Annotated in this window: 14 protein-coding genes and 1 tRNA gene; 7 read left to right on the top strand and 8 right to left on the bottom strand. The window is 50.1% G+C overall.

What is annotated here, in order from left to right; genetic code table 11:
- Positions 1 to 114 precede the first annotated feature (114 nt).
- The 4 genes from DXA74_RS06020 (at position 115) to DXA74_RS06005 (ending at position 6,036) form a co-directional block, all read left to right on the top strand.
- On the top strand, positions 115 to 624 hold the full coding sequence (locus DXA74_RS06020; RefSeq protein ID WP_118525872.1) for an RNA polymerase sigma factor: 510 nt from the start codon (positions 115 to 117) through the stop codon (positions 622 to 624).
- On the top strand, positions 614 to 1,129 hold the full coding sequence (locus tag DXA74_RS06015) for a hypothetical protein (protein ID WP_118525871.1): 516 nt from the start codon (positions 614 to 616) through the stop codon (positions 1,127 to 1,129). The genes DXA74_RS06020 and DXA74_RS06015 overlap by 11 nt, the downstream gene beginning before the upstream one ends.
- 13 nt (positions 1,130 to 1,142) lie before the next feature.
- Positions 1,143 to 1,619 (top strand): DUF4252 domain-containing protein, encoded by a 477-nt coding sequence (locus DXA74_RS06010; RefSeq protein ID WP_118525870.1) that lies wholly within the window; start codon positions 1,143 to 1,145, stop codon positions 1,617 to 1,619.
- A 394-nt stretch (positions 1,620 to 2,013) separates the two neighbouring features.
- A complete protein-coding gene (locus DXA74_RS06005; RefSeq protein ID WP_118525869.1) occupies positions 2,014 to 6,036 on the top strand; it encodes a glycoside hydrolase family 2 TIM barrel-domain containing protein in 4,023 nt (1,340 codons plus the stop codon).
- Positions 6,037 to 6,354: 318 nt separating this feature from the next.
- Here DXA74_RS06005 and DXA74_RS06000 read toward each other — a convergent pair whose 3' ends face one another.
- The 3 genes from DXA74_RS06000 to DXA74_RS05990 are packed head-to-tail and all read right to left on the bottom strand — an operon-like array spanning position 6,355 to position 8,701.
- On the bottom strand, positions 6,355 to 7,131 hold the full coding sequence (locus DXA74_RS06000) for a CPBP family intramembrane glutamic endopeptidase (RefSeq protein WP_199666095.1): 777 nt from the start codon (positions 7,129 to 7,131) through the stop codon (positions 6,355 to 6,357).
- A 10-nt stretch (positions 7,132 to 7,141) separates the two neighbouring features.
- A complete protein-coding gene (ribF, locus tag DXA74_RS05995; protein WP_118525867.1) occupies positions 7,142 to 8,071 on the bottom strand; it encodes a riboflavin biosynthesis protein RibF in 930 nt (309 codons plus the stop codon).
- A gap of 9 nt (positions 8,072 to 8,080) precedes the next feature.
- Complete coding sequence (locus tag DXA74_RS05990; RefSeq protein WP_118525866.1) at positions 8,081 to 8,701, bottom strand: HAD family phosphatase; 621 nt, start codon at positions 8,699 to 8,701, stop codon at positions 8,081 to 8,083.
- 112 nt (positions 8,702 to 8,813) lie between these two features.
- Here DXA74_RS05990 and DXA74_RS05985 point away from each other — a divergent pair.
- From DXA74_RS05985 to DXA74_RS05975, 3 genes are all read left to right on the top strand, one after another.
- Positions 8,814 to 8,887 (top strand) — tRNA-Ile (locus DXA74_RS05985).
- A gap of 99 nt (positions 8,888 to 8,986) precedes the next feature.
- On the top strand, positions 8,987 to 9,661 hold the full coding sequence (locus DXA74_RS05980) for a M15 family metallopeptidase (RefSeq protein WP_118525865.1): 675 nt from the start codon (positions 8,987 to 8,989) through the stop codon (positions 9,659 to 9,661).
- A gap of 5 nt (positions 9,662 to 9,666) precedes the next feature.
- Entirely contained in the window at positions 9,667 to 11,022 is a 1,356-nt protein-coding gene (locus tag DXA74_RS05975) for a class I SAM-dependent methyltransferase (protein ID WP_118525864.1), read from the top strand.
- A gap of 8 nt (positions 11,023 to 11,030) precedes the next feature.
- Here the strand turns inward: DXA74_RS05975 and ccsA are convergent, their stop codons facing one another.
- The 5 genes from ccsA to DXA74_RS05950 all read right to left on the bottom strand — a co-directional run bounded on the left by ccsA (position 11,031) and on the right by DXA74_RS05950 (position 18,265).
- A complete protein-coding gene (gene ccsA, locus DXA74_RS05970; RefSeq protein ID WP_118525863.1) occupies positions 11,031 to 13,265 on the bottom strand; it encodes a cytochrome c biogenesis protein in 2,235 nt (744 codons plus the stop codon).
- 377 nt (positions 13,266 to 13,642) lie between these two features.
- Positions 13,643 to 14,764, bottom strand: coding sequence for a Rid family hydrolase (locus DXA74_RS05965; RefSeq protein WP_118525862.1), 1,122 nt, complete (start codon positions 14,762 to 14,764; stop codon positions 13,643 to 13,645).
- Between the two features lie 22 nt (positions 14,765 to 14,786).
- A complete protein-coding gene (locus DXA74_RS05960; RefSeq protein WP_147401042.1) occupies positions 14,787 to 15,494 on the bottom strand; it encodes a hypothetical protein in 708 nt (235 codons plus the stop codon).
- 22 nt (positions 15,495 to 15,516) lie between these two features.
- A complete protein-coding gene (locus tag DXA74_RS05955) occupies positions 15,517 to 16,818 on the bottom strand; it encodes a porin (RefSeq protein WP_118525860.1) in 1,302 nt (433 codons plus the stop codon).
- Between the two features lie 97 nt (positions 16,819 to 16,915).
- Positions 16,916 to 18,265, bottom strand: a complete 1,350-nt coding sequence (locus tag DXA74_RS05950) for a di-heme oxidoredictase family protein (RefSeq protein WP_118525883.1) — start codon at positions 18,263 to 18,265, stop codon at positions 16,916 to 16,918.
- Positions 18,266 to 18,306 lie beyond the last annotated feature (41 nt).

Raw genomic sequence — 18,306 nt, 5'->3', positions numbered from 1 at the left:
GCGGAATTAAATTTGCACATATTTAATTCCGCCAACAGGTTATAAAAAAAGTACAAAAAAATCGACGGGTGAGTGTAACATTTGTGCCACTCACCCGTCTTTATTATAGAGCAGATGAAAGAAACCAGTTTCCAGCACGATATACTCCCGTTGAAGGACAAACTCTTCAGAACGGCCTTACGAATCACATTGGATACGGCAGAAGCCGAGGACATTGTGCAGGAAACCCTTATCCGCATCTGGCACAAACGGGAAGAATGGAACAGCATGGATTCGATAGAAGCCTACTGCCAAACCATTTGCCGCAACCTGGCTCTGGACCGCGCAGCGCGACTGAGCAACCAGAACATCCGGCTGGAGGATGCCAGCAGCGACCCCGCCAGTGCACAAACCCCGCAGGAAACTCTCGAAAACAAAGACTATCTGCACATCGTGCGCCAGCTGCTCGAGGAACTGCCCGAGGCGCAACAGCAGGTTCTGGAACAGAGAGAAATTGAGGGGAAAAGCTATAAGGAAATTGCTCAGACTTTGCGGCTCACGGAAGATCAGGTGAAAGTGAACCTGTTCCGGGCCCGACAAAAAATTAAAAAACGATTCTTAGAGATAGAGATATATGGATTATAAATACATCGAACAGCTGCTTGAGCGCTACTGGAATTGCGAGACAACTCTTGAAGAAGAGGATATCTTGCGCACTTTCTTCTCACAGAAGGAAGTACCGGCGCATCTGCTTCGCTACCGTTCCCTGTTCACTTACGAACAGACGATCAAGAAGGCACGGCTCAGCGATGACTTCGACGAGAAAATCCTGAAACTCATCGAAAGCGAGGAGGCACCGGTAAAGGCGAAGACCATTAACTTCACCCAGCGCATACGCCCGCTCTTCAAGGCAGCGGCAGTCATTGCCATCCTGCTCACTCTGGGCAATGCCGCACAGCACTCCTTCAAGCAAGAAAACGCTCAAAAAGAATATAACTACGACCATTATCAGGACACTTACAAAGACCCTGAGGTGGCCTATGATCAGGTTTCCTATGCTCTGCAGATGGTAGCCAAGGGACTGAACGACTCGGTGATGACCGACTCAACAGCCGCCCTGAATACCAAAGCGGCAGGAAAGAACCGATAACCATGCGCCGTTTATGAAAAAGGCAACGCTCATGCTGGTATTGACCATGGCCGGAAGCCTGGCAGCCAGCGCGCAGGACTTTGCTTCGCGGTTTATGATGGACTTCAGCAAGGACACCACCATACATTGCCAGACCATCAGCCCGAAAATGATGGAAAAACTGGTTAACGTACACCGCAAGAACAATGAACGCGCAGAAGCCCGCCAACTGATTGCCAAACTCAAAAGTGCACGCATCATTCAGGGAGCAGACAAACCCAAATATTTTCTGCATGCCGAAAAGATGCTCAAGCACAACCGCCAGCGGTTTATCCCGCTCAATCAGTCTACGGCCCGGGGAAACAACCAGATTTTTGTCCGACGGAAAGAGGATTTCATCATCGAACTGATCATGCTGAACAAGGATTCGGCCGCAGGAACCTTCACGATTGTGAACCTCACCGGTGACATGGACGACGAGTTCATCCGGGTGCTTTCGGGCAACAAGTAAACAGAAATAATTTTTGCTTTATATATTAAAACAAGTTAGTGCTTAATAAAACAATCACGAAACTGTGAAGTTTCAATCTCTCAATTTTTTCATAACATACTAACGTGGGACAGGGCTGCCGCCGAGGCAGCCCTTTTCTTTTGCCCGCCACACCAAAATTTCATCATAATGAATGCAAAAAATCATCACAATCATCTGTTAAAATCATTATGATGATTTTTGAGAACGAACATACAGGCGTAAAATATTACATTCCTATTTCAATTCTTAATTTTAAGGCTAAAAGATTGAGGATAGTATTTTTATTATTATCTTTGTAGCATGTGAAATAGTTTTTCCAAACAAATACTCTTTTGATCCAATCAGAAACTAATATTAATAATCATTTATATCTATGAGAAAAATTACCTTTAGTTTCATTCTATGCTGCATGACCTTAGGGTCGGCCAATGCACAGCAGCCTTTGGGCGGCTTTCTGTATGGCATAGAATCACAGCCGGTGGGTACGGAATGGGAAGCCCCGGAAAAATTATCCTTGAACAAGGAACAACCACGCGCCTACTTCTTCTCTTTCGGTGACGTGGAAAGCGCCAAGAAGGTGCATCCGGAAGCCAGCAAATACTGGCAGGACTTGAACGGAACCTGGAAATTCCACTGGGCTCCGAATCCGGACGAACGCCCGAAAAACTTTTACGAGGCCAACTTCAACGCCGAAGGTTGGGACGACATCAAGGTTCCTTCTTGCTGGAATGTAGTGGGCATTCAGAAAGACGGCTCCCTGAAGTATGGTGTGCCTATCTATTGCAACCAGCCGGTTATCTTCAAGCACACAGTGGCTGTGGGCGACTGGAAAGGTGGCGTGATGCGCGAGCCGAACAAGGACTGGACCACTTACAAGTATCGTAACGAGGTTGGTTCTTACCGCCGCACCTTCACCGTATCCGAGGATTGGAAAGACCGCGAGGTTTATATCAACTTCGACGGTGTGAACTCTTTCTTCTACCTGTGGATCAACGGCAAGTATGTAGGTTTCTCTAAGAACTCAAGAAATACCGCTACCTTCAATATCAGCGACTATCTGGTTAAGGGTGAGAACGTAGTAGCCGTAGAGGTATATCGTAACTCCGACGGTTCCTTCCTCGAAGCTCAGGATATGTACCGTCTGCCGGGTATCTTCCGCGACACTTATCTGACTTCTACTTCAAAGGTTGAGGTACGCGACATGAAGATCAACACCGACTTGACTGCAAACGGTGCTTCTGTAGAGGTGAACGCCAAACTGCGCAATCTGGGCAAGAAGGCTGCTAAGGGATATACTCTGAACTACAGCGTTTATGAGAACAAGCTTTATTCTGACGACATCGTGGGTCAGGTAGGCCAGCCGGTTGCTTCAGAGAGCTTCACTCTGGAAAAGGATGACAACAAAGCCATCAGCACGAAATTCAATATCGACAACGCCAAGTTGTGGTCAGCCGAAGAGCCTAACCGCTATACTTTGGTTGTTGAACTGAAGGACAAGAAGGGAAAGACCGTAGACGTCGTTTCTTCTTACTTCGGTGTATGCAAGGTAGAAATCAAGGACACCAAGGCCGAGGATGATGAATTCGGACTGGCCGGACGTTATTTCTACGTAAACAACAAGCCGGTGAAACTGAAGGGTGTGAACCGTCAGGAAATCAATCCGAACAGCGGTAACAGCATCACTCACGAGCAGATGGAAGAGGAGATTATGATCATGAAGCGCGGTAACATCAACCACGTGCGTAACTCTCACTATTCTTGCGATCCTTACTGGTACTACCTGTGCGACAAATATGGTATCTATCTGGAAGACGAGGCGAACTTGGAAAGCCATGAGTACTACTACGGCGACGCATCTCTTTCTCATGTTCCTGAATTCAAGGACGCTCACGTAGCCCGCGTTATGGAGCTGGTACACGCTCATGTGAACCATCCTTCTATCGTGATCTGGTCTTTGGGTAACGAGGCCGGCCCGGGTGACAACTTCAAGGCTGCCTACAATGCCATCAAGGAGTTCGACACCAGCCGTCCGGTTCAGTACGAGCGTAACAACGATATCGTGGATATGGGTTCTAACCAGTATCCGTCTATCGCTTGGACTCGTGAGGCCGTTAAGGGTAAATATAACATGAAATATCCGTTCCATATCTCTGAGTATGCTCACTCTATGGGTAATGCCGGAGGTAATCTGGAGGACTACTGGGAAGCTATGGAGTCAACCAACTTCTTCTGCGGTGCCGCTATTTGGGACTGGGTGGATCAGTCACTCTATAACTACGACAAGACTACCGGCGAGAAATATCTGGCCTACGGAGGCGACTTCGGCGAGAAACCAAACGACGGTATGTTCTGTATGAACGGTATCCTCTTCCCGGGACACAAGCCGAAACCTGAATATTATGAGGTGAAGAAGGTATACCAGAATGTAGGCGTTAAGGCCGTAGACATCACCAAAGGCCAGATCGAAGTGTTCAACAAGAACTATTTCGAGCCGATGACCGATGTGGAAATGGTATGGTCTCTGTGGAAAGATGGAAAGAAGATTCAGGAAAGCAACGCCTTCAAGGGTCCGCGCAACATCCTGGGTCCGCGCGAAAAGGGTAATTACACCATTCCGTTCGACTACAGCGCACTGGATGCCAACAGCGAATATTTCGTAAAAGTACAGTTCCTGCTGGCTAAGGATATGCCTTGGGCCAAGAAGGGATATGTGCAGATGGAAGAGCAGCTTCCGGTGAAGAGCGCCGGACAGTTCGCCAGCATCAAGGAGAGCGCCAAGGGCGACAAGCCGACTTTGTCACAGACTAAGGACAAGAACCTGGTTAAGGGCAACGGCTTCTCTGTAGTATTTAACAATGCAACCGGTACCATCAACAGTCTGCAATACGGCAGCAAGGTGATCTTTGCCGACGGCAACGGTCCGAAACTGGATGCGTTCCGTGCCATGACCGACAATGACAACTGGGCATACCGCCAGTGGTTTGCCAAGGGATTGAACAACTTGCAGCACAAGGTGCTCGATTCTAAGGTATACACTAAGGAAGACGGAACTGTAGTATTGGCTTACACCGTTGAGTCACAGGCTCCATACGGACAGAATATCCGCGACTTGGGTATCAGCTCCGGTAAGTACGAGATTACCAAGAGTAAGGACTTCGGTCCGGACGACTTCAAGTTTACCACCAACCAGATCTGGACCGTTTATCCGGACGGCTCTATCGAATTGGAGGCAAACATCAATTCAAGCGAACCGGGTCTCGACCTGCCACGTTTGGGTTATGTCATGAAGACTCCTTCAGACCTGAAGAACTATACTTACTATGGACGTGGTCCACAGAACAACTACAACGACCGTATGAACGGCGCCTTCGTACAGCTTTATAACAGCACCGTACAGGATCAGTTCGTTCACTTCCCGAAACCTCAGTCTATGGGTAACCGCGAAGATGTTCGTTGGTGTGCTTTGACCGACGAGGCCGGAAACGGTGCTCAGTTCATTTCTACCACAACCTTCTCGGCTTCTGCTTTGCCATGGTCGGCTATGCAGATGGTAGAAGCTCCGCATCCTTATCAGTTGCCTAAGTCAGACGGTAACTATCTGCACCTGGATTTGAAGGTAATGGGTCTGGGCGGTAACAGCTGCGGACAGGGTGGTCCGTTGGAAGAAGACCGCATCAAGGCAAGCAATCATTCTATGGGCTTCATCATCCGTCCGGTTCAGAAGAGCGACGATATGAGCGAGCGTGCCAAGGTTTCTGCTGCCGGTGACATGCCATTGGGCGTTGCCCGCGACCGTGCCGGTAAGGTAACTATCTCAACCGAAAAGAAGGATGCCGTAATCTGCTACACATTGAACGGTAGCAAGAAGGTACAGACTTACAGCGAACCTGTAAATATGCGCGACGGCGGAACCATTACCGTTTGGGAGAAGAGCAACGACAAGCTGAAGACAACCATGACATTCGAGAAAATCGAGAATGTGCCGGTTGAAGTTATGTATGCAAGTAGCGTGGAAAGCGGTGAAGGTGATCCGAACCATTTGGTGGACAACGATCCGAACACATTCTGGCACACCATGTACTCAGTAACCGTTGCCAAATATCCACACTGGGTGGACTTTGATTGCGGAGAAGTAAAGACTCTGAAAGGATTCACTTATCTGCCTCGTCAGGATAGTCCGAACGGACGAATCAAAGATTACCAGATCCAGGTAAGCAACGACGGTAAGACTTGGGGTGATGTTCTGGTTAAGGGTTCTTTCGAGAACAATGCAAAAGAGAAGCGCGTGATGTTCAGCAAGCCGGTTAAAGCTCGCTACGTACGCTTCACAGGCTTGAGTTCTCAGGACGGTCAGGACTTCGCAACTGGTGCTGAAATGGGCGTATTGGCTGAATAAACAGCCTTTGAATATAAAAAGAACGACCGGCTCAAGAATTTTTGAGCCGGTCGTTCTTTTTTCTCTCCCCAGTTCCTCCCCGATTTTAACCCTGTTATCTAAAATAAAGCCTCCTTTGTAATCAACGGGATTGCCCTATATTATCAACAAAGTACCTATTCTATAACTCAAAAGGCTCTGTCAGACTTCGTAACCAGAAGCCGTGACAGAGCCTTTTGTATCAAAGAGAAGCAGATTCGGGATCTTAATCAAATTTCCATCTCCACAGAACCTGAATCCCGCAATCTTTCAGTCTCTTTTCATTAAAATAAGAATTGCTTATTCTTCATTCAAGAAAACAGGAGCTTTGCTTTTAAAGGCTTTTCGATAAGACAAAGCCAAGCCTACAAAAGCAATTGAGGAACAAAGTATCAAGGCCCCCAATCCCCAGGGGCCGAAGAAGTCCATCATTTTCTGGTCCTCTCCCCAAATGGTAAAGGTAAGTACGCCAATCAGGTTGTTCAAGGCATGGAGCATCCAGACAGTCCATACGCTGTTCGTACGCCAGTAAATCCATCCGAACAACAAGCCAAACAGGAAGGCGCCGGGAATCTGTGCCGGATTACCATGAATCACCCCGAAAGTCACCGATGAAATCACAATAGCCCATACCGGGAAATAATGCCCTCTCCGCAAAATATCCAGCATACCTTTACGGAAAATCAACTCCTCGACCAAAGGGCCCAATAGCACAATATTCAGAACCCCCAAAGGATTAACCATCAGGCCGGCAAAAGAGGTTTGCATGATATCCGACAAGCGAAGCAATTCGGTCAGCCCGTTAACCGGAATAATCGCCAGCAACACGAGACCAAGCAAAAAAGCCGTTTCTTTCATATTCCAGGAATAACGGCGGAAAGTTTCCTGGAAAGATAAAATACGGCATCCGAAAAGAAGTACCGCAACCAGCAAATTACTCAACAAAAGGAGTACCGCCAACACATTGGTACTTTGCGGATTTATCTGCAAAAAAGAACAGACAACTGTTCCTAGAACAGACATAAGCAACTGTGTTCCTAAAAACAGGACTACCAGTCCCAGCAATCGCCACCACATACGCATCTTGTTATCGTTTTAATAATTGTTCCACTTGAATACGGTCTTTCTGTAATTGGGCAACCAGTTCTTCCCTATTCGAGAAGCGCTGCTCCGGGCGCAGATACTTCACAAAACGCACCGTAAGCTTTTGTCCATACAAACTGCCGGAAAAGTCCAGAAGATGCACCTCTATGGTCGTTTGTGCCCCATTATCCATTGTCGGGCGGTTTCCAATATTCAGCATACCGGGATAGGACACTCCGTCGGGCAAGTCCACCCACACTGCATACACACCATCGGCCGGAATCAGCTTTTCCTCGGAATCGACCGATACGTTTGCCGTAGGAAAACCTAATGACGAACCGATATGAAAGCCATGCACCACCGTACCGCACAACGAGTAATAGCGTTGCAGCGCATGCGTAGCGAAATCCAGATCACCGGAGAGCAATGCCTTGCGGATTACCGACGAACTGACATGCTGCCCCTCATCCTGATATTCACAGGACTGCACCACCTCGATGCCCAGTTCCTTTCCATAACGGACATAGTCCTCAAAAGTATCGCAGGCTCCGTGCCCGAAATGATGATCATAACCGATCAGCAACACACGCACATGAAGCTGTTTCAGCAACACATCGCGCATGAACTCATAGGCAGAAAGGGCCGACATCGCCAAATCAAAATGCAACAATACGGCATGATCCGCTTCTGACTGTTCCAGCAAAAGGCATTTCTCTTCAAAAGGAGAAAGCAATTGCGGACGATAATCGGCCTGCATCACCTGACGGGGATGGCGGTCGAAAGAAATCAACAGAGAGTCGAGTCCCCGTTCGCGGGCCAATGTCGTGACCTGATGCACCAGGAAACGGTGTCCGCAGTGCATCCCGTCGAAGAAACCGATAGTAGCCACCGAAGGGCGGAAGTCATGCTGTTCTATAGAGGTAATAATCTTCATATTCTAGAGTTAGGAAATAAATAAAGGCAACCAGTCGTCAGCTTCGGCCGGACAATAGGTCTGTATGCCCAAAGCAGAGGCAGCCGCACAATTGGCAGCCGAGTCATCAATAAAGAACGTTTCTGAAGCTTCCAACTGTTCGCGTCGCAACACTTCCTGGAAGATCTCCTTTCCGGGCTTCATCAGTTTCAGATCGCACGACAGATAGATATGGTCGAAATAGTCCTCGACATGACCGCCCTGCACTGTAAACAGGTATCGGGCAGAATAATCCCAGTGAATCATATTCGTATTGCTCAGCAAAAAGACACGGTAGTGTTCGCGCAGCTGTTTCAACGCCTGCAGACGGCGCTGCGGAATGCGCACCAGCATCCGATTCCAGGCTCCGGCAATCTGTTCGTCGGTGGGCTTCTCCGCCCGGGTACTCATCTGGCGCAGTGTTTCCAGAAATTCCTGTGGAGTTGCAGCACCGCTCTCGAGCAGGGCAAACGGTCCTCCCTGCACGTAATCCCGGATATGCTCCTGCACATCAATTCCCAGTTCGGCAAACGACTGAACTGTCTGCTGTTTATCCAAATCTACCAGCACTCCGCCAAAATCAAAAATCAGGTTTCTTATCTTTTTATCCATACAGTTATCCATCAAAAATATTTAGAAACGATGATGCAAAATTACTAATTTTTATTTGCTTTATTCGACTGAATGTATTAATTTTGCAGACACAAAAGGGAATTATTCCTTTGGACTTGTAGCTCAGTTGGTTAGAGCAACAGACTCATAATCTGGAGGTCCCTGGTTCAAGCCCAGGCTGGTCCACAATGAAACAAAGAGCTGTAAACGGTTGTTTACAGCTCTTGTTTTTTTCCGACAAACCGATTCTCGGTGCAACACCCGGAGAATCCTAAATTATTTCGTATGAAGCAACTATTGACACTATGCCTGTTGCTCGGCTCACTGGCTGCCCCACTCCATGCCCAGCAACCCAGCGCCACGGCCCGTTCGATGGCCAAACAGGGGCTGGTGGATATCCATGAACTGGCTCCGGACATCCCGGTCAGCCTGATGTATGCACGGGCCGACAATTTCACGGGAAAGGTTCTCTATAAAGACCTCAAAGAGGCATATCTCCATCCCAAGGCCGCCAAGGCTCTGGCCAAGGCGCAGCAGATTCTGAAGAAGTCGCATCCGGAGCTCACACTGAAGGTGTATGATGCCGCACGCCCCATGCACATCCAACAGATCATGTGGAACGTGGTGGCCGGTACCCCGAAAAACATTTATGTGAGCAACCCCAAAAACGGAGGAGGCATGCACAACTACGGAATGGCGGTAGACCTGACGCTGGCCGATGCCAAAGGAGACAGCATTCCGATGGGAACGCTCATCGATCACCTGGGACCGGCTGCACACATCGACAAGGAGGCTCTGCTCGTGCAGAAAAAGGTCATTTCGGCAGAAGCCAAGCGCAACCGTGAATTGCTGCGCTCGGTGATGAAGCAGGCGGGCTTCAAACCCTTGCGCACCGAATGGTGGCACTTTAACCTCATCTCCCGCGCACAGGCAAAAGCTTATTACAAACCCATAAAATAGAATTCATGTTTCATCAAGATACCTGGGACTTTATCCGCAAACACGCGCAGGATGATGTCCGCAAACTGGCATTGAAACGGCCGACAAATCCGAATGTGGACTTAAAGGAAGCGCTCGTACAGATTGAGGGCTATCAGACGGCACGGAAGAAACTGCCGCTCTGGGCGGAGAATCCGCAACTGGTCTATCCGCCGCGCATCTCCATGGAGCAATGCTCGTCCGAAACCACGGCGCTCTACAAACAACAGGTGGTGCGCCGCCTGCTGCAAGGCTTGAACGGTCCGCTGAGCATGGCCGACATGACCGGCGGTTTCGGCATTGACTTCAGTTATCTGGCACCACTCTTCGACCGTGCCTATTACATCGAACAGCAGGAAGTACTCTGCCGCATTGCGGAGCACAACCTGAAAGTGCTGGGACTGGAGCAGGCCGAAGTACTGCATGGCGACGGTGTAAAACGAATGCCGGAGAAAGCTCCGCTCACGCTGGTCTTCATCGATCCGGCACGCCGTGACCAGCAAGGAAAGAAAACAGTGGCACTAAGCGACTGTACTCCCGATTTAGGAGCCATTCAGGAACGTATACGTTCGTGTAGCCGCTTCTGCATGGCCAAACTGTCGCCTATGCTCGATATTCATCAGGCGCTTCAGGAATTGAAAGGAGTAATCGAAGTACATGTAGTAAGTGTGGACAACGAATGCAAGGAACTGTTGCTGATTCTTGCCTCCGGAAAGACTGAAAATACAGCCGAAATTGCAACGGCGGGAAAAAGACAAGAAACAGACTGTAATCTGGCTTCAGCAACAGATAAGGGTAAAGAAGCATCCGCAAACAAGCTTGAAAGCGCAAGCACAACCTCAAAATCGGAACGAAACGCCGTAAATAAACCGGAAGAAATACGTATCTGCTGTATCAATCTCCAGAAGGGAGAACAACAGACCTTCGAATATACCGCACAGGAGGAAGCCACGGCCGAAGCGGTCTATACCGACCAGCCGGGCGCTTATCTTTACGAACCGAACACTTCGCTGCTCAAGGCCGGAGCCTATAAATGTCTGTGCGCGCGTTTCGGTGTTCGCAAACTGCATCCGAACAGTCATCTGTACACCTCCGACACACCGTGTGCCGACTTTCCGGGACGGCGGTTCCGCGTTACGGGCAGCCGCACCTTCAGCAAGCAGGACCTGAAACAAATCGCCCGAGATATTCCGCAGGCGAATATTACCATCCGGAACTTCCCGTCAACCGTGCAGGAACTCCGCAAGAAACTGAAAATAAAAGAGGGGGGCGACCGTTATCTGTTCGTCACCACCCTAAAAAACGAACAGCACATCATTCTGGAATGCCTGAAAGCGGAGTAACTCCGTTTTCAGGCATAACTGTGCATACCCCCCAAGAAATAATTCACACCGATGTAGGTCATCAAAACCGTCAGAAAACAGAACAGCATATAAAGATGGTAACGCACCGGCGAACGGAACACCCGGAATCCGTGCAACGGAACGGCATAAAGCAACAGATTGATCAGCGCCCACACTTCTTTGGGATCCCATCCCCAATAACGCCCCCAGGAAACATTCGCCCAAATGGCGCCCACAAAGATACCGGCAGCCAGCAAGGCAATACCAGGATAAAGGAACAGACGGGAAAGAAGCAACAGCGACTCCTGTCGTTCAGCCAGACGGCAGTCCGGCAAACGATGCAATACCTGAAGCAACAGCGACACAATGGCGCATAATGCGGTAAACGACAACAGAGCATAGGCACTCATGATGAGCGACACATGAATGCTGAGCAAAGGAGAAGAGAGCACGGGCACTAAATGCGTCATGACGGGGTCCATCTGCGAAAGTCCGGAAACCAACAAAAAGAAACCCGACAACAGAAAACCAAACGACACCAATGCCGGAAAGCGACGATTAAGTAGCACAGGCAGCAGAAGCACCAGCCACGCCAAAAGGAGCATCGTTTCATAACCGTTGCCCATAGGCAGACGACCGCAAATCACCCAACGGAGTGCAATATGCGCTGTCAGCAGGGCAAAAACTCCTCCTAACAAAACCCATACCCCACCCCGCATCCAAGGATTACGGACATAAGGAAGCGGACGATTTTTCAGCAAAGCAAAAATCAGAGCCAGAAACAGAAGCAATCCCACCGTGAGATTTATCTTATAAAGCATTCCGACCACCGGAAACCGATTGTACCATTGTTCCGCACGCAGACGAAACGAAGCGGGTACAGAATCCCCACCATACTGTTGCTGATAGCTTTTGATCTTGGAAAGCATATCCCGCAGCACGGCATCATCTTCCCGACGCACTCCATACTCGTAAAGCCAACCGAAGGCTTCGCGTACAAAGAGCCGCTGCGCCCGTGGCGTGGCTGCAGGCAAGGAATCCACGGGGCTGTACCAACGTATCTGACCGTCGGACTGCCTTGCGGGAAACACGCGCATCATGCTCCCCTGTCGCATCAAGGCCAGAAGCTGCAGGCGTTCATCCAAATCCACGGCCGCTTTGTTGAGTTTGCTGTGCTTGCCTCGATAATATTCCTCCACATAAGGCTGAAGCACATAATCCCCACCCTGCACCAGTTGGTTTACCGACACATACTTGTCGCATTGCAGGGCCTGCCTCAAACCGGTATCCTTCACACGCACCAACGGCTCGGCATCCCATTCGGCGGCATAAAAAAGAAGACCGGCCATAACCTGCTCGGCCGAATAATGCTGATAACTGTTGCTGCCGTGCAACTTACGCACCATATCCAAGGCCAATGTCTGCATGGGGCACACCCGCCCCTGATAGGAAACCAGTAAGCGACCAAACTCTTGTGCCCGGTCTTCGCGCAACGTAGGCAGAGCACGCGCTTCCGAGGCCAGCACCAACAAGCAGCACAGCATCATGAGGCGGTGCAGACGCGGATTACGCCACAAGCTCCGGAAACCGCCATTCCGCTCACCAAGTATCCAGATAAGCGAGACAAATAGCAGGAAATATCCGGCATAGGTCACCGAAATGCCATAACGGTCTTCATTAAGGCTCAGATAACTCCCTTTTCCGTCGGCATCATAAGAAGTCTGATAAAAACGGATGCCCCGATAGGAAAAGATACGGTTCATGGAAACCGTTCCGGAAACCGGACTGCCGGTCTGCTCTTCTTGAATCGTAAAAGAGGTTTCATAGTCAGCGGGCATCTCGGAACCGGGATGATAGTGTACCGAGAACTGTTCCAGCCTCATCGTAAAGGGTAAACGGACTGTAACCTTACCTTGAGGTGTTTCTTCCTGAAAAGAATCTGCCGGCACTCCTTGCCGTAAATGGACCACTCCTCGACGTGCCGTCAGAAAAGTCAGCAGAGCCCCCAAAAGAATCAGCAGCAACGAGGCATGCAGGGCAATCAGCGACCTACGGAACTGACGATGCAACAAGGCTGCACAACCGGAAAAAGCAACCCATCCCCACAACAGGACAAACCACCAGGAATGATAAACATAACGGACCACAAAATCTGTTCCGAACGACTTCTCAAAAAAAGTGGCCACTGCCAGAATGACCACCAGAATCCCAATTCCTACAAACGACCCAATCTTCCAATTCATATTCTTGCACTATCAATCTGTTCCGCCAGAAAAAGAAAAGCGGCCACGCTCTCCTCTCCCAAAATTCATCAGGATGTTTTTGGAAAATCATCGAAATGACTTTTTCATTTCATCAGGATGATTTTTTCGCACAACCGGCCTGATTGTTTTTTCCCGTAACCATGAGAAAAGCCGCTGCCTTCCTCAAAATCGAAACACTACTAAAGACTTCGAGGAATAAGGGACAGCGGCCTCACTGATTTTCTGTTTTCTGTGTTGCAAAAATAGAAGAAAAGAATCTGACTGTCAATACACAAAAAGGATGATTCTTTTCAAAACACTGATGGCCGGACTCAGTGTCCGGCCATCAGAAAATACTTACATTTAGGGAGTAAAAATCAGAAGGGTTCATATTCCGGATTACCTTCCGGAACCAAGGCCATACATTCCATCTCAACCAGCCATCCGGGACGACATACCGGAGCCCACAGAATCACGCGCGGCACATCCGGGAAACGCTCCTCGAACATACGGTTCACCAGTTCGTAGTCAGCCACATCGCGCAGATAAACCAGCATGTGGGCCACATCACCGAAACCGGCTTTACCCTCGGCCAGCAAAGCCTCCACATTCTCCCACATTCGCTCCACCTGCTTGCGGATATCCCCGGGATACACCACCTGACCGCGGTTGTTGATGCTGGCTGTTCCCGATATGAACAGATGACGACGGTCGCCATAGTCGATATACGTTCCGCGCTCGAAACTTACGCCATACTCGGCAGTGGGATTCAGATGGTCGGACGCATAGAGAAACTGCATCTGTCCGTATTTCAGTCCTTCCACAGCATAGGTATCCATCGTAGCCAGTGCCTTGGCATCGGGCTTGCGACCGCAGATACCGGTGCTGGAAATGAAGTGGGTGGCTGTTGTGAGTCCTTTTTCCCAAAACAAGCGGTTTCTGCCGGTAACTACTCCCGCATAGTTCACATCTACATTCTGCACAAAGAACCAGGTACGCACGCAGTTTTCCAACAAATTCATTCCACGCTCTTCAAGCAACGTGGCATAGCGGTTCAGCAAATCATAGGTCTGCACCTCGGAATCCGCTCCGACGGCGGTCATGTCTCCACCCCACCAATGGGTGTAGCTGTTGTGCTGGAAAGCGTGCAACTCGCCCGGAGAGGCAAATGGCTGCATGTCGGTTTGCAGATAGGCCCAAAGGGCAATCTTGCTGCCGTCGAGCGGCGGCTGTTCAATAACGGACACGGCATAAGCGGCATCCTGCAAGTATCCGGAGAGTTCTTCCGACTGATTGGCACTGTCGCTCAGGAATACCCGGACAAACACCGGCTGTGCTCCCGCCAAATCTTCGCGGCACACTCGCACAAAATCACCGAACACCTGCTTCAGTTGTTCGGAATAAGTGATCATACGATCCTGCACATGGATCATTACATGGTGCTCCGACACACCTTCCTGAAACGGGTAAGACTTGATTTCTATATGGTTCTGTTTCATCTTGTTTGATTTATTTTTTACGTTAGTTTACCGGTGCTCCACCGCTTATCCACGCTTTCAGCAACGTAATGTCGTTGTCCTTTAAAGTGGTCAGCGTGGTGTGGAAAGAACCGGTATCATAATCGGTCAGTTGCTTGACCATCAGACTGCCTTCGGCATCTCCCGGCTTGACAATCGGCATACCGGGCACCTTGCTCTCCACATTCACAATGGCCCGGTAGCTCTGTCCCTCGCCCAGATTCAGACCACGGGAAAGATTACCGCCGCTGTGACAGTCCAGACAACTCTGATTGAACAACTGCTTCTGCACCCGGTCGTAGGCAATCAGATTGACCGTCACGGCTCCCAGATCCACCCGATCGGAAGAGGAGTTGATTTCCTTTTCGAAGAAAGGATAGATAATCTGATTGTCCTGATCCACCAGAGCCAGCACCACCTGACGGGTATCGTCGGGCACCTGTGTAAGTGATAGCTCAGTAGGTGTTCCCTCTTGTGCTGAGGTGATGACATGAATGCGGTTGGGTTGCTCGTCGCCGGGTTGCGTATAGGACATAAAAGCCAGTTTCCGTTCGCGCACTGCGGGAATCGTTTCAACATGAGTGAAAGAAACGGTGGCCACAATCTTCTTGTTACCACTATCGGACTTCGGAACAATATCCCCGCTGTCGCAAGCCATACAGCATAGGACTGTAAAGACGGCAACACTTATTTTTCTGAGATGCTGTTTCATATACTTGCCTCCTTTTCTGTAATTAGAAGGTGTATTGCAGCATCACCGTAGCACTGTGATAGGCCATGCCCATATCGTCGTTGTCACGTTCCAGCTGGGTGTCGTGTCCCCACTTGCCGATGTACTGATACATGGCCTGAAGCTTCAGGTTCGTACGGGCAAAGAAATAGTTGAATCCCACAGCCGGCATGTTCAGGAATCCGGCCAGCTCCGTACCGTTACGGTCAAAGAAATCATAGCGGGCGGCCAGTTGCAGCTTCTTCGTAGCGAAGTAGCCTAACTGCCCATAGGCACCCCATGAAGTGAAACCACCTTCGCGCATCATTCTCTTGGTCCAGTTCATACGCAGCAGATAGCCTTCGGCACTAACATACCAGCGGTTTTTCAGCCAGGCAAACTCCAGTCCGGCACGGAAATCATTCGAGCTCTCGCTGTTGCCTTCCACATTGACACTTCCGGACAGGGCGAACAGCAGTTTGTCGTTCCGCAAATCGTCCGGATCACCTTGATGAGTAGGCATCACTCCCTTGGGCATGTAAGCCAGACGACCGGCATACAACAGGGAAGGCAATCCCTTATGATCGTCGCTGGTACCCTTGGTGGCGGTGTTCACTCCGGTACCGGTTCCGTTGAAAACACCCACCTGATAGCCTAAGCGGTTCTTGACCACACCGTGAAGCTGAACGCCCAAATCAAATCCAGTATAGATACTGGGCTGCACGGCATCCAGGCTCAGATTGGTGCGCACCGGAGTGGTCATGGACGAAGGCAGCTGCGGAAACATGGTCTGTCCCAATGTAGTCAGATAACCTGTTTGGAACGGGGTCTTGAACTTTCCGGCACGGAAGCGCACCGCCTCGCAGAAATTGACATCAAACCATGCCTGTTGAAGCAGTTCTCCACCGCTCTTTGCCGCATTCAGTGCAAAGTTAAAAGTAATTTTGTTAAACGCTTTACCACTGAAACCAATAATTGCGTTCGGAATGGCAAAACCGCTGTTTGCCACACGGTCCACCTCCGCCAGATTCAGATTTTCGTCATCATAATAATTGAAATTGCCCGATGCCTGAATCAGAGCATAAGGCTTGAAAAGGAAGTCGCCGGCACGAGTAGAAAAGCTGAATCCCTGCTTTCCGGCCAAAGGTACCACATCACTTTCCACATATTTGTCATCGTCCGATGGGCGGGCACTAGCTGCCTCATCTGATCCGTTCCGAGGATTTGCTGTGAAATCACGGGTGCTTGGCGTATTATTGTTATCAGCATTTTGGGCAAAGGCTGGTGTTCCCAGAGCCAGAACTGCCCCCAATAGTATTTTTTTCATATCTTTTTTCTAAACATTTTCAGATGTTTTCCTGATTGTGAACTATAAAATTTACGGCGTTCTTCGGATGATAGGAAGAATCTTACAAGGAAGCGAGCTAAAGACTCTCCACAAAACGGATCAGCGCGTCGCGGTCGGATTTCTTCATCCGACGGAATTTTTCGCGCGAGGCGGCCCCTTCGCCTCCGTGCCACATGATGGCCTCAACAAGATTTCGAGCCCGTCCGTCGTGCAGAAACTGTGTATGACCGTTGACAATGGCCTGCAAACCGATGCCCCACAGAGGGGTGGTGCGCCACTCATATCCGGCCGCCAATCCCGAAGGATAATGGTCGTTCAGTTCCGGTCCCATGTCGTGCAACAGATAATCGCTGTACGGATGGATGGTCTGCCCGCAGAGCCAAGGCAACTCCGAACCGTTGATGAGCACCGTCCGTTTGTTGCTGGTATGCAACGTGGGCAGATGACACAGATTGCATCCAGCCTCGATAAACTTCTGTTCACCCAACTGCACAACCGGATCGTCTACATCCCGACGCGCCGGCACCCCCACACACTGCATATACAGATCTACCTTTTCCATATCTTCTGAAGAAACCTGAATCTCGTGCCCACCGTCGCCGTAAATCTGCTCATACTGATCCTGTCCCTGACAGACCTCTTCGGGATAGCGGTCGTTGGTCACCCCGAGGTCGGACGAGAAGCCCAGCTCCACGGTCAGATCGGCATGCTGTGCCTTGTTGCCCGAAATGCCCATACGGCGCACGCCGCGTTCGGTGATGTAATTCAGGCGTCCACTGATGCCATACTCCGGATAGTTGCTCTGTGCCGCCACGCGCTTCATAGTCTCTTCGTCGAGGCTCATCATCTGCCCCATACCCACATGACGCAGAGGGATGCGAACGGACACAATCAGATCCTCGGGAGCGAGCGAATCGGCATACCAATCAGTAATGCGGTAAGAAGGTGTGGCCAGCTCGTATTCTTCCCCGTCGGGAAACTGATACGTCTGATACGTATAGGTTACTTTCAGTTTTCCTTCGGGCTTCACACCGATGATGGATGACTGGTCGTGCAGCACGCGACCGTAGTTTCTCAGAAACCCTCCGTCCTTACGGGTGAGATAGATCAGACAGGACGAGAAGCCGGCACTTCCGCTTCCTCCCTCAGTCCACAGCGTACTGGCTGTACGCCCCGTATTGTTATGGCAGCTGCCGCAGGAGAAACCCGCATACACCGGTCCCAGACCTCCCTGCTCGAAACCGTCCATATCGGGAATGCGCCGGTCGTCGTACAGCAAATCTCCCTGCAGGAACCGGTTGTAGAGTTCGCCCGTAACCCAGGGCGCGTTCGTGTCGTAGGCCGTTTTCGAGTTATTGAAAATCGTTGCCGTACCGGCAGACAGTTCTTCATATTTGGCTTTCTTTCCGGTAAGTGTATTGATCATTTCCGTTTCGGGCAGTGTATCCACCTCGCAGGAAAGCAGAC

The organism is Bacteroides sp. OF04-15BH (genome assembly GCF_003477995.1).
GTDB lineage: Bacteria > Bacteroidota > Bacteroidia > Bacteroidales > Bacteroidaceae > Paraprevotella.
Note: the sequence above shows the minus strand (reverse complement) of the source record. Positions and strands in the feature narration are given on the sequence as shown.

What these genes read in the sequence shown, in the direction of transcription:
- DXA74_RS06020 (WP_118525872.1), top strand. Translation starts at nt 115, where the DNA reads ATGAAAGAAACCAGTTTCCAGCACGATATACTCCCGTTGAAGGACAAA.
- DXA74_RS06015 (WP_118525871.1), top strand. Translation starts at nt 614, where the DNA reads ATGGATTATAAATACATCGAACAGCTGCTTGAGCGCTACTGGAATTGC.
- DXA74_RS06010 (WP_118525870.1), top strand. Translation starts at nt 1,143, where the DNA reads ATGAAAAAGGCAACGCTCATGCTGGTATTGACCATGGCCGGAAGCCTG.
- DXA74_RS06005 (WP_118525869.1), top strand. Translation starts at nt 2,014, where the DNA reads ATGAGAAAAATTACCTTTAGTTTCATTCTATGCTGCATGACCTTAGGG.
- DXA74_RS06000 (WP_199666095.1), bottom strand. Translation starts at nt 7,131, where the DNA reads ATGTGGTGGCGATTGCTGGGACTGGTAGTCCTGTTTTTAGGAACACAG.
- ribF (WP_118525867.1), bottom strand. Translation starts at nt 8,071, where the DNA reads ATGAAGATTATTACCTCTATAGAACAGCATGACTTCCGCCCTTCGGTG.
- DXA74_RS05990 (WP_118525866.1), bottom strand. Translation starts at nt 8,701, where the DNA reads ATGGATAAAAAGATAAGAAACCTGATTTTTGATTTTGGCGGAGTGCTG.
- DXA74_RS05980 (WP_118525865.1), top strand. Translation starts at nt 8,987, where the DNA reads ATGAAGCAACTATTGACACTATGCCTGTTGCTCGGCTCACTGGCTGCC.
- DXA74_RS05975 (WP_118525864.1), top strand. Translation starts at nt 9,667, where the DNA reads ATGTTTCATCAAGATACCTGGGACTTTATCCGCAAACACGCGCAGGAT.
- ccsA (WP_118525863.1), bottom strand. Translation starts at nt 13,265, where the DNA reads ATGAATTGGAAGATTGGGTCGTTTGTAGGAATTGGGATTCTGGTGGTC.
- DXA74_RS05965 (WP_118525862.1), bottom strand. Translation starts at nt 14,764, where the DNA reads ATGAAACAGAACCATATAGAAATCAAGTCTTACCCGTTTCAGGAAGGT.
- DXA74_RS05960 (WP_147401042.1), bottom strand. Translation starts at nt 15,494, where the DNA reads ATGAAACAGCATCTCAGAAAAATAAGTGTTGCCGTCTTTACAGTCCTA.
- DXA74_RS05955 (WP_118525860.1), bottom strand. Translation starts at nt 16,818, where the DNA reads ATGAAAAAAATACTATTGGGGGCAGTTCTGGCTCTGGGAACACCAGCC.
- DXA74_RS05950 (WP_118525883.1), bottom strand. Translation starts at nt 18,265, where the DNA reads ATGATCAATACACTTACCGGAAAGAAAGCCAAATATGAAGAACTGTCT.